Raw genomic sequence first — 11,821 nt, 5'->3', positions numbered from 1 at the left:
GCCGAGCTTGCGGTACTCGTCTTCCCATTTGGGATCATTGTCGCCAAGCGCGACCAGAGCGGCGGTGCCGATGGCGACCGCGTCGGCCCCCAGAGCCAGCGCCTTGGCCACATCGGCGCCGGTGCGGATGCCGCCCGAGACCACCAGTTGCACCTCGCGGTGCATGCCCAGATCCTGCAGCGCCTGCACGGCGGGGCGGATGCACGCCAGCGTCGGCAGGCCGACGTTCTCGATGAACACATCCTGCGTCGCGGCGGTGCCGCCCTGCATCCCGTCGAGCACCACCACATCGGCCCCGGCCTTCACCGCGAGCGCCGTGTCGTAATAGGGCCGCGCGCCGCCGACCTTGATGTAGATCGGTTTTTCCCAATTGGTGATCTCGCGCAGCTCGAGGATCTTGATCTCCAGATCGTCCGGCCCGGTCCAGTCGGGGTGACGGCAGGCCGAGCGCTGGTCGATGCCCACCGGCAGATCGCGCATCCCGGCGACCCGTTCGGTGATCTTCTGGCCCAGCAGCATGCCGCCGCCGCCCGGCTTCGCCCCCTGCCCCACGACCACTTCGATGGCATCGGCGCGGCGCAGATCGTCGGGGTTCATGCCATAACGGCTGGGGAGATACTGGTAGATCAGCTTTTCCGAGTGGCCGCGCTCTTCCTCGGTCATACCGCCGTCGCCGGTGGTGGTCGAGGTGCCTGCCAGCGTCGCGCCGCGGCCCAGAGCCTCCTTGGCATTGCCCGAGAGCGCCCCAAAGGACATACCCGCGATGGTGATCGGGATCTTCAGTTCGATCGGCTTCTTGGCAAAGCGCGTGCCGAGCGTGACCGAGGTGTCGCATTTCTCGCGGTAGCCTTCGAGCGGATAACGCGAGATCGAGGCGCCGAGAAACAGCAGATCGTCGAAATGCGGCACGCGGCGCTTCGCCCCGCCGCCACGGATGTCATAGATGCCGGTCGCCGCCGCGCGGCGGATCTCGGAATTCACCTCGCGCGAAAAGGTCCAGGACTGGCGCGGCTCGGTGTGGGGGGTCTTGTCCATAGTCCGCTCCTCAGTATTCGTCGGCGTGGTCGATGTTGAAGTTGTAGAGCTTGCGGGCCGAGCCGTAGCGCTTGAACTCTTCGGGCTTGGCATCGGCGCCCGCGCGCTCGAGCAGGTCCTTGAGGATGGCGAGATGTTCGGGGCGCATCTCCTTCTCGACGCAGTCGGCGCCCAGCGATTTGACCGTGCCGCGCACGAAGAGCCGCGCCTCGTAGAGACTGTCTCCCAGCGCATCCCCGGCATCGCCCAGAACGACCAGATTGCCCTTCTGCGCCATGAAGGCCGACATGTGGCCAATGCTGCCGTGCACGACGATGTCGATGCCCTTCATCGAGATGCCGCAGCGCGAACTGGCGTTGCCCTTGATGTTGAGCAGCCCGCCATGGCCGGTGGCCCCGGCGTATTGGCTGGCGTCGCCGTCGATGATCACCTCACCCGACATCATGTTCTCGGCCACGCCCGGACCCGCGGATCCTTCGACATGCACGGTGGCGAGCTTGTTCATCCCGGCGCAGTAATAGCCGGTGTTGCCCTTCACGGTGACCGACAGCGGGCCGTCGAGCCCCACCGCCATAGCATGCGAGCCACGCGGGTTCTCAATCGTAAAGCTCTCGTTGGCCTGCGCCTTGGCGGCACTCTGCAGCGCTGCGTTCACTTCGCGCAGCGGCGTTTGCGACATGTCCAGTACCGGCATTCTCAGCGCTCCCAGAAGTAGACGGTTGCGGGTTCGGGCTCCCACACGCGGGCGGCCTCGATCCCCGGAAGATCGGCGAAGGCGCGGTATTCGCTGGCGAAGGCCACATAGTCTTCGGTCTCGGCCATCACCGCGGGCTTGCAGGCGACCGGATCGCGCACCACACCAAAGCCGTTCTTGGTGCCGGTGACGAAGGTGAAGAACCCGTCCAGATCCTTGAGCGTGCCTTCCAGCGCCTCGCCCAGCGTGGCGCCTTCGGCGATGCGCGAGGAGATATAAGCCGCGCCCACCTCGGTGTCGTTCTCGGTCTTGGTGAAGACGCCCTTCTTGGCCAGTCGGCGGCGCATGTCGTTATGGTTCGACAGCGAGCCATTGTGCACGAGGCACTGGTCGTCAGCGGTCGAGAACGGGTGCGCGCCCAGCGTGGTCACCGCCAATTCCGTCGCCATGCGGGTGTGGCCGATGCCGTGGCTGCCCCCCATCTCGCGGATGCCGAAGCGGGCCGCCACGTCCCGAGGCAGGCCCACTTCCTTGAAAATCTCCATGCTCTCGCCCGCGCCCATGACGCGCAGCCCGCGCGCCTCGAGCCAGTCGAGCGCCGCCGCCTCATGTTCTTTCGGCAGAGTCAGCACGGCATGGGTGTCGACGACGCGCAGCGTGGCATCGGGGCCGAAGGCCTCGGCCAGCGCCTCGCCAAGACCGGCAAAGGCCGCATCGGGCGCGTCGCTCTGCACGGTGATCTTCAGACCGCCCGTCTCATCACCGTAGATCGCGATGCCCGCGCTGTCGGGGCCACGGTCGGTCATGGTGATGAGCATGTCGGTCAGCATGTCGCCCAGCTTGGGGCGCAGGTCATCCTTCTTCAGGAACAGCCCAACGATGCCACACATGGTGTTCTCCGCAATGAATTAGTCTTTGGCGCGGATGCGCCGCTGGCAACATCACTAAGGGGAAATCTATTTTCCCTGCAAGAAAGTTTTTGCCGCCACGGGAAGATTTCCGAGGCTGGCCGAAAAACGCCCGTTTGTTGGTCACGGCTTAGGCATTTCGGCGGTGTTCGCCCACGCACTGGATATCCTGCGCGGTCTCAGCCCGCCTGCGGGTAGGTGATGACCGACAGATACCGCAGCGGCAGGGAGAGAATTTCCTCTGGGCCATGTGGCGCGTCCGAGTCAAAAAGCAGCGCGTCGCCTGGCTCCAGAAGATAGGTCTGATCTCCGTGGCGATAGTTGACGCTGCCCTCCAGAATATAGAGAAACTCGATCCCCTCATGCTGGAAGGTGGGGAACCGCTCTGACTTGTCGCTGAGTGTCAGCAGATAGGGCTCGACCACCACGCCCGAATTGTTCGAGCCGATATGGCCAAGCAGATTGTACTGATGTCCGGCCCGCGTCCCGGCCCGCTCGATCTCGGCCCCTTGCCCCGCCTTGACGTGCATCGCCCCGCGCCGTTCCTCGTAACCAGAGAAAAGCTGCACAAGCGGAACACCAAGCGCATTGGCCAGCGCCGACATCGTGTTCAGCGACGGAGAGATCACCCCGTTCTCGATCTTCGACAGCATGCCGACCGACAGGCCGGTCTTGCCCGCGAGATCTCCGCCGGTCATCCGCTGGCGCTTGCGCAACTCGCGGACTTGCCGCCCGATGGCCACTTCGAGGTTCTTTTCGCGCGGCTCGCCCACCGCGTGGGGGTTTTGCGAAAGTGCCGCGCTTTGCTTTTTGACGGGCAATGGCTCAGTCCTCCGTATCCGACATGGCATGCGCCAGCTTAGGGGGTCACACCCCTGCGCAAGATACCGGGAAATCCGCGTTGGTGTCGGAGTGAGCGATATTCCCCTAAAGAAAATTCATTGACCAGTGGAAAATTTTTTGTTCCGCTAGAAGCCGGATAGCTCCTGCATATTTGCGTGGCGATTATCGGCGCGCCCCCTCCGAGCCCTTGGACGCCGAAGAGCAATCTAATGCGCTTCCTGCGATCAGGCCGAGCGCAGAAAATCCCGGAAATTCGCGGCCCCGGGCATATGTACCTTTGTCTCGGAGCAGCCGAGCAAACGGTTGGTCATGCGCTCTTCAAGGCTGAGGCGCTGTTCCAGCATCGCCTCACCTCCGGCCAGATCGCCCGTGGCACAGCGCTGGCGCGCCTGCGCAAAGACCACCCAGCGCATGCGCCATGCGTGCTGCAGCAGATCGACCGTCATAGCGGCGTCGATCACGTCGAAGACCCCCTCCCGAACGCCCTCTTCCACAAGCGTGCGCATCAACGGCGTCGCGCGCCGCCGCGCCTCTTGCTCGAGCCTGAGGAAGATCGCCTCATTGCCCGCCATCATGGCGATCCGGATGACGCCCATGATCTTGTCGGCGTGCTCCAACTCCCAGCGGGTGGTGCCGTCGAGATAGGCCGTGAACCGCGCCGCCGCGCCGCCTTCGCTGCGCTCGTAGACCGCCTGACCGGCGGAGGTGCTGGCGTCGGTGAGCCGCAGAAGCACCGCGCCGAGAACATCGTCCTTGGACGTGAAGTGATGATAAAAACCGCCCTTGGAGATGCCCGCCGCATCAAGAAGCAGCGCCACCGTCACCTCCTCCCACGGGTGGGTCGACAGAAGGTCGGTGGCAACGTCGAGGATCGCGGTTCGGCGATCTTCGGCGGACATTCTGGAACGTTTGCTGTTCACGATTACGTTCTCCGTCAGCTCTGGCCTTGATTACCGACCGACCGTCGGTATGTAAAGCGGCTCAGACGTCATATCGATCACGCCTTGATGAGCGAGAGTAGCAGCATGACCGACCACCCCGCCGCCGAGGCGACGCCCGATGCCCTGCGGTTCGAGACCGACCGCGGCTCGTCGCGCCCGTTCTGGATCGCGATATCCTTGGTCGCCGCCATCATTCTTTGGATGGGCAGCGGTTTCTTCCTGCCCGGCTCCGAGCCCGCGGCGGACACCGCCGCCGACGATCCGCTGCCGCCGTCGGTGATGGTCCTGCAGTCCAAGGCCGAGCCGGTCACCCTCAGCTACCGCGCCGAAGGTCAGGCGCTGCCCGACCGCGATACCGACGTCATTGCCGAAACCGCCGGCACAGTGATCGAAATGCCGTTTGCCAAGGGCGACCGGGTGCAGCGCGGCGACGTGCTGGCGCGGCTCAATTCCGCCCGCGCCGAGGCGGCGCTCACCCAAGCCGAAGAGCAGCGGGCCAATGCGCAGCGCGAGTTCGACAACGCCGCGCGGCTTTTCGAACGCGGTGTCGCCACCAACGACCGGCTGTCCGAGGCCCGCGCAGCGCTCGCCGCCGCCGAGGCAGATGTGGCCAGCGCCGAAGAGGCCATCGACAATCTTGTCGTCGAGGCCCCTTTTGCCGGGCGCATCGAAGGGCTTCCCGCAAGCGAAGGGGAATATGTGCAGGCCGGAGCCACGATCTCGCGCGTGGTCGACAATGATCCGCTGACCGTCGCCATTCAGGTGCCGCAACAGGCGCTGAGCCGGATCAGCGAGGGTCAGAGCGCTGAGGTCAACTTCATCACCGGCCAGACTCGCGAGGGCCGGGTCAGCTTTGTCGGCGCCGCTGCCGCATCGGAGACCCGCACCTTCCTGACCGAGATCGAGGTCGAAAATCCCGGCGGCGAGGTGCCCGCCGGTGTGTCGGCGCAGGTGACGATCCCCACCGGCGAGGCCACGGCCCATCGCGTCGCCCCGTCGATCATCTCGCTGGACGAGGCCGGGCAGATCGGTCTCAAGACGGTCGAGGACGGGCGTGTCGCCTTCGACCCGATCCAGATCGTGAAGACCGAGATCGACAGCGTCTGGGTCACCGGGCTCGACGACGACGTCACGATCATCACCGTGGGCCAGGGCTTTGTGCGCGACGGCGAGGAGGTCCGCGCCGAGCCTCAGGAAGAGACCGAACAGGTCTCGGATGCGGCCGCGGGCGTTCCGCTCGAGATCGCGGAGGACAAGCCGTGAACAGCCTGATCGACGCCGCCTTCTCCCGTGGCCGGGCGATGATGATCCTGCTGGGGATGATCCTCGCCTTCGGTGCCGTGGCCTATATCTCGATCCCCAAGGAAGCGAACCCCGAGGTTCCGCTGCCGCTGGTCTATGTCAGCACCACGCTCGACGGCATCAGCCCGTCCGACGCCGAACGCCTGCTGATCGAGCCGATGGAGGCCGAGTTTGGCGCCATCGAAGGGCTCGAGAAAATGTCCGCCGAGGCCACCGAAGGCTTTGCCAGCGTGCAGCTCGAATTTGCCGCTGGCGGCGATATCGACGAGGCGCTCGACAAGGTGCGCGAGGCCGCCGACACGGTGCAGAGCGACCTGCCCGAAGACGCCACCACGCTCAACGTCACCGAGATCAACACTGCGCTCTTCCCGATCATCACCGCCGTGCTGTCCGGCCCGCTGCCCGAGCGCACCCTCAATGACGTCGCCGAGGCGGTTCAGGACAAGCTCGAAGCGCTGCCCGGTGTGCTGGAAGTGGACATCGGCGGCGCCCGCGAGGAATTCCTCGAGGTGCTGATCGACCCGACCGTCTTCCAGACCTACAACCTCAGCTTCGAGACGCTGACCAGCCAGTTGCAGCGCAACAATCAGCTGATCGCCGCAGGCGCCATCGAGACCGGCGGCGGGCGCATCGTGCTGAAGGTGCCCGGGCTGATCGAAGACCTCGAGGACGTGATGGCCATGCCGGTGAAGGTCGACGGCACCACCGTCGTCACCTTTGGCGATGTCGCCACCGTGCGCCGCACCTTCGAAGATCCCACCGGCTACGCCCGCATCGACGGCCAGCCCTCGCTGGCGCTGGAGGTCACCAAACGCTCGGGCGCCAATATCATCGACACCGTCGCGGCCACCAAAGCGGTCATCGACGAGATGAGCGCCGACTGGCCCGAAAGCCTGCGCGTCACCTACCTGCAGGACCAGTCCGAGCAGGTGAAAACCTTGCTTTCCGATCTCGAGGCCAACGTCATGGCCGCCGTCATGCTGGTGATGATCGTCATCGTCTTCGCCCTCGGGCTGCGTTCGGCGATCCTCGTCGGTCTGTCCATTCCGGGCGCGTTCCTCGCCGGTGTCGCCATCATCTGGGCGATGGGGTTCACCATGAACATCGTGGTACTTTTCGCGCTGATCCTCGTGGTGGGCATGCTGGTCGATGGCGCCATTGTCACCGTCGAGCTTGCCGACCGCCGCCTGCAGGAGGGCGACAGCCCCAAGGCCGCCTATGCCCATGCCGCCAAGCGCATGGCCTGGCCGATCATCGCCTCCACCGCCACCACGCTTTCGGTGTTCTTCCCGCTGCTGTTCTGGACCGGGCTGATCGGGCAGTTCATGAAATACCTGCCGATCACCGTGATCCTGACGCTGGGCGCCTCGCTCTTCATGGCGCTGATCTTCATCCCCGTGCTCGGCGGTATGATCGGGCGCAACCAGCCGCAGACCGCCAAGGCAAAGGCCACGCTGCACGCCGCCGAGCGCGGCGATCCGCGCCGCATCCCCGGCTTTACCGGCGCCTACGTGCGGCTCTTGGAGCGCGCGATCCTGCGGCCCTGGACCACCGTGGTTCTGGCGCTGGCGCTGCTGCTCGGCGGGTTTGCCCTTTACGGCCAGTTCGGGCGCGGCATCTCGTTCTTCCCCTCGGTCGAGCCGGAATTCATGCAGGTGCAGGTGCGCGCCCGCGACAACCTGTCGATCTACGAGCGCGACGATCTGGTCCGCAAAGTTGAGGAGAGGCTCACTGGCACCCAAGGCATCGAGAGCGTCTACGCCCGCTCGACCATGAGCGCCGGCGGCGGCGAGGAAGATGTGATCGGCACTTTGCAGCTCGACCTTGTGGACTGGCAGGCGCGCCGCACCGCCGCCGAGATCGGCGAGGACATCCGCGCCAAGATGGCCGACATCGCCGGCATCGACGTGCAGGTCGAGACCGAAAGCGGCGGCCCGTCCAGCGGCAAGCCGGTGAACCTGCGCGTCTCGGCCGAAGATTTCACTCAGCAGAGCGCGGCGGTCGATAAGGTGCTGGCGGCGATGGAGCGTGTCGGCGGCTTCACCGATGTGACCGACACCCGCCCGCTGCCCGGCGTCGAGGTGGCGATCAACGTCGACCGCGCCGAGGCGGCGCGCTTTGGTGCCGATGTCAGCCTGCTGGGACAGGCGGTGCAACTGCTTACCCAAGGCATCACCGTCACTGACTATCGCCCGCCGGACGCCGACGGCGAGCTCGACGTGCGGGTGCGCTTCCCGAACGACTCGCGCTCGCTGTCGGAACTGACCAACCTGCGTGTGCCCACTTCGGCGGGGCTCGTGCCGATCTCTAACTTCGTGACCTTCGAGCCGGTGGAGCGCGTCGGTGTCATCCGCCGCATCGACGAGCAGCGCGTCACCACCATCGAGGCCAATGTCGCCCCGGGGCTGCTGGTTAACGATCAGGTCACCGCCCTGCGCGCCGCACTTGATCAGGCCGACCTGCCCGACAACGCGAGCTATGAGTTCGCGGGCGAGGCCGAGGACCAGCAGGAGTTGATGACCTTTCTGGCGCTCGCCTTCGTCGCCGCCATCGTGTTGATGTTCCTGATCCTCGTGGTCCAGTTCAACAGCTTCTACCAGTCCTTCGTGGTGATGAGCGCCATCGTCTTCTCGATCGGGGGCGTGCTGCTGGGGCTGGTCGTCACCGGACGCCCCTTCGGCATCGTCATGGGAGGGGTCGGCGTGATCGCCCTTGCGGGTATCGTGGTGAACAACAACATCGTGCTGATCGACGCCTATAACGACCTGCGCAAAGATGGGATGTCGCCGCTGGAAGCGGCGCTGCGCACCGGCGCGCAACGTCTGCGCCCGGTGGTGCTCACCTCGATCACCACGGCGCTGGGGCTGATGCCGATGGTGCTGGGAATGAACATCAACTTCATCTCGCGCGAGATCGTCTTCGGGGCCCCGTCGACGCAATATTGGACCGAGCTGTCGAGCGCCATCGCCGGCGGGCTGGTGATCGCCACCGTGCTCACCCTCGTGGTGACCCCGGCGATGCTGATGCTGCGGGAAAAACGCGAGACACGCTCAGAGCCACGCAGCCAAGGAGAACGCGGGAACCGCAGCCCGACCGCGACATCGGCCTAAGGCAGGGGAGCACTGGCAGGCACATCTCGGCTTATCAGGCGACCTTTGTTGCGTGCCAGCCCTCGGCCCGCTTGCGCCAGAAGCGCGTGCGCAGGCGCTCGGTGATCTCGCCCGGTGCATCATTGCCAAGAGCGCGCCCGTCTATGTGCCGCGCGCCCCAGACCCCTCCCGCTGTCGTCGCGCAGAAGATCTCATCGGCGGCGCGGAACTCCTCGGCGGGGATATCGCGCACCTCGAAGGGCAGCCGCAGATCCTCGCACAGCTCGAGCACCGAGCGGCGGGTGATCCCTTCGAGCGCGCCGCTGCGCGGGCTCAGCACCTTGCCTTGGGCAACGCAGAAGACGTTGAACCCCGGCCCCTCGGTCACATGACCCGCGCCATCGAGAAGGATCGGGAAATCTGCTCCCGCGGCTTCGGCCTCGAACAGGCCGTCGGTCAGGTCTCCCCAGTGGAAATTCTTCACCCGCGGATCGAAGCTCTCCGCCGGGATGCGCCGGACCTCAGGGATCATCAGGCTGACCCCTTTGCGCTGTTGCTCAAGGCTGGCGACCCAGACCCATGGCAGCGCCTGACACAGCAGCCACGGGCGCGCCGACGAGGGAATGCGCGGCGCACCGGGCGCGGGCGAGCCGCGCAGGCAATCCATCGACACATAGGCCGAGCGCAGGCCAGAGCGGCGTACGGTCTCGATCAGGAGCTCGCGGATCTCGGCGTCGCTCTCCCGTGGCTGCATGCGCAACCGGGTCATCGAGGCGCGGAACCGCGCGATATGATCGTCGAGCCGGAAAAAGCAGCCATCCCAGACCCCAACCACGTCGTAGGTGACGTCAGAGCGCCGGTAGCCCCAGTCGCCCGCCGGGATCCGCGCCTCGGCAGCAGGCATGAAGGTGCCGTCGAGATAGGCGGCACCCTTGGGCCACTGGGCATCCTCGCGGGGCGGTGCAGGCTGCAGGTCGAGATGCGTGTCCATGTTCGGTGTCTCCTTCGGCGCTTGGCCGGACTGGGGATCAGCTGCCTTCGCTGAGCTGATCGAAATGCTGCAGGAAGCTGGAGGTGCCATTGGCGATGTCCGTCCGGATCTGCAGTTCGGCGGCGGCGCCGTCCCCCGCGGCCAATGCGGCCAGCACGGCCTCATGCACCTCGGCCCCGAAATAGCGCCGCTCCGAGAGGTCGTAGAAAACGTTCAGCATCGGCCCCATGGCGACCCACAGCTGCTCGATATGGCCAATGAGCAGCGGCATCCGCGACAGCTTGTAGACACCGGCATGGAAGCGGCGGTTGAGCAATGCCGCCTCGGCGGCCTGACCGGGTGCATCCGAAGCGGCGTAGCGGTCCTGTATTTCGCGCAACTCCATCAGGTCGGAGGCGGTGCAGGCGCTCGCGGCCATACGCGCGGCGAGCCCCTCAAGCTCGATGCGCATGGCGCGCACTTCGAGGTAGCGGTCCCGATCCATCCCCGGCACATGCAGGAACCGCCCCGAGCGCAATTCCAGCCCGCCCTCGCTGACCAGCCGCATCGCCGCCTCGCGGGCCGGAGTGATCGACGTGCCGAAGTGATTGGCCAGATCCTGCAGGATGAGGCGCTGGCCGGGGTGAAACGCGCCTTCGATCAGCCCCTGCCGCATGGCCTCATAGGCGCGGGCCGAGAGGCTCCCCGAGGCAATGGGCTTCACGCCCGCCCCTCGAGCCATGGGAAGGTCCCGCGTCTCAGACATTTTGCGCGCTTTTGCCCAGCGTCTGCAGAAGCGCTTCGTCGGACAGGGCGGCGTCCAGCGCGGCCACCAGTTCCTCGACGTTCTGCGGCGAGAACGGCAACGGCGGACGGATTTTCAGCGCCTCGCCATGGGCACCGCAACTGCCAAGAAGGATGCCGCGACGGCGCATCTCATTGGTCAGCCACGTGATCCCCTGCCCCGCCGCCTCGGGCGTGCCGCGCAGTTCAAGCGCCGCGTAGAGCCCGGTGCCGCGGACATCGGCGACAGCCTCGGAATGCCGCGCCGCCAGATCGCGCAGCCCGCTCAGCAGCCGCGTGCCGGTCTGGGCGGCGTTCTGCATCAGCCCCTCGTCCTCGATCACGTCGAGCACCGCAAGACCCACCGCCGCAGAGACGGGATTGCCGCCGAACGTGTTGAAATACCGCGTCTTCTTGCCAAACTCCGCCAGCAGATCGGGGCGGGTGACCATGGCGGCGATCGGATGCCCCGCGCCCAGCGGTTTGCCCAGTGTGACGATATCGGGCCGCACGCCGTGGCGCTCGTAGGCCCACATGTGGCTGCCGATGCGCCCAAGCCCGGCCTGCACTTCGTCGGCGATCCACAGCCCGCCCGCGGCCCGGATCTCGGCGACCGCCCCGGCGATGCAGCCCGGCGGGTCGAGCCGCAGCCCATCCGACGCGAACGCCGTGTCGAACAGCAGAGCGCCCGCCTGAAGTCCCACCTCTTCGAGCGAGGCGATCGCCGCGCTTACATCCGCGGCAAAGCGCGCGCCCCCGTCTGCGCCGCTCGGCGGTGCGACGGTACGCACATGCGCGCCAAGCGGGTTGTGCGCCCCCAGCGAGGGCGACATTTCGGCCAGCGCCAGCGTCACGCCGTGATAGGCGTTCGCGGTCACGATGATGCCGCTGCGCCCGGTCACCGCCCGCACCAGACGCAGCGCCAGATCGTTCGCCTCGCTGCCGGTGCAGGTGAACATGACCTGCGACAGCGCAGGATCGAAAAGCCCGGTCAGCCGCTCGCCATAGGTCACCACCGTATCGTGCATGTAGCGCGTGTGGGTATTGAGGATCTCTGCCTGCCGTGCCAGCGCCTCGGTCACGCGCGGGTGGCAATGGCCCACGGATGGCACGTTGTTGTAGGCGTCGAGATAGCGCCGCCCCTCGGCGTCCCAAAGCTCGACGCCCCGCCCCCGCACCGGATAGAGCGGCGCGTCATAGAAATGCCGGTAGGCGGGCCCGAGCGTGCGCGCGCGGCGGGTGGCGAGATCGGTCAT

Annotated in this window: 10 protein-coding genes; 2 read left to right on the top strand and 8 right to left on the bottom strand. The window is 66.2% G+C overall.

Annotated elements, in window-relative coordinates:
• The 5 genes from ACXAD2_RS06135 to ACXAD2_RS06115 all read right to left on the bottom strand — a co-directional run.
• A partial coding sequence (locus ACXAD2_RS06135) for an FMN-binding glutamate synthase family protein (protein WP_475168182.1) occupies window positions 1-1,035 on the bottom strand: 1,035 nt, incomplete at its 3' end.
• 10 nt (window positions 1,036-1,045) lie between these two features.
• Window positions 1,046-1,729, bottom strand: coding sequence for a GltB/FmdC/FwdC-like GXGXG domain-containing protein (locus ACXAD2_RS06130; protein ID WP_164180246.1), 684 nt, complete (start codon window positions 1,727-1,729; stop codon window positions 1,046-1,048).
• Window positions 1,730-1,731: 2 nt separating this feature from the next.
• On the bottom strand, window positions 1,732-2,619 hold the full coding sequence (locus ACXAD2_RS06125) for a class II glutamine amidotransferase (RefSeq protein WP_475168179.1): 888 nt from the start codon (window positions 2,617-2,619) through the stop codon (window positions 1,732-1,734).
• 197 nt (window positions 2,620-2,816) lie between these two features.
• Window positions 2,817-3,458 (bottom strand): helix-turn-helix domain-containing protein, encoded by a 642-nt coding sequence (locus ACXAD2_RS06120; RefSeq protein ID WP_224901359.1) that lies wholly within the window; start codon window positions 3,456-3,458, stop codon window positions 2,817-2,819.
• A gap of 246 nt (window positions 3,459-3,704) precedes the next feature.
• Window positions 3,705-4,400, bottom strand: a complete 696-nt coding sequence (locus ACXAD2_RS06115; RefSeq protein ID WP_475168178.1) for a TetR/AcrR family transcriptional regulator — start codon at window positions 4,398-4,400, stop codon at window positions 3,705-3,707.
• 105 nt (window positions 4,401-4,505) lie between these two features.
• Here ACXAD2_RS06115 and ACXAD2_RS06110 point away from each other — a divergent pair, with 105 nt between their 5' ends.
• Window positions 4,506-5,684, top strand: a complete 1,179-nt coding sequence (locus tag ACXAD2_RS06110) for an efflux RND transporter periplasmic adaptor subunit (RefSeq protein ID WP_475168175.1) — start codon at window positions 4,506-4,508, stop codon at window positions 5,682-5,684.
• Window positions 5,681-8,833, top strand: coding sequence for an efflux RND transporter permease subunit (locus ACXAD2_RS06105; RefSeq protein ID WP_475168173.1), 3,153 nt, complete (start codon window positions 5,681-5,683; stop codon window positions 8,831-8,833). Before ACXAD2_RS06110 ends, ACXAD2_RS06105 begins: the two co-directional genes overlap by 4 nt.
• Window positions 8,834-8,867: 34 nt before the next feature.
• Here ACXAD2_RS06105 and ACXAD2_RS06100 read toward each other — a convergent pair whose 3' ends face one another.
• Genes ACXAD2_RS06100 through ACXAD2_RS06090 form a run of 3 tightly spaced genes read right to left on the bottom strand, consistent with a single transcriptional unit; the run spans window position 8,868 to window position 11,821 of the window.
• Window positions 8,868-9,803, bottom strand: a complete 936-nt coding sequence (locus tag ACXAD2_RS06100) for an aminotransferase class IV (protein WP_475168171.1) — start codon at window positions 9,801-9,803, stop codon at window positions 8,868-8,870.
• Window positions 9,804-9,840: 37 nt separating this feature from the next.
• Window positions 9,841-10,548, bottom strand: a complete 708-nt coding sequence (locus ACXAD2_RS06095; protein WP_475168170.1) for a GntR family transcriptional regulator — start codon at window positions 10,546-10,548, stop codon at window positions 9,841-9,843.
• Window positions 10,541-11,821, bottom strand: a complete 1,281-nt coding sequence (locus ACXAD2_RS06090) for an aspartate aminotransferase family protein (RefSeq protein ID WP_475168168.1) — start codon at window positions 11,819-11,821, stop codon at window positions 10,541-10,543. The genes ACXAD2_RS06095 and ACXAD2_RS06090 overlap by 8 nt, the downstream gene beginning before the upstream one ends.

Source organism: Salipiger sp. ABN3_019 (genome assembly GCF_056158605.1).
This window is presented reverse-complemented; position numbering and strand designations above follow the sequence as displayed.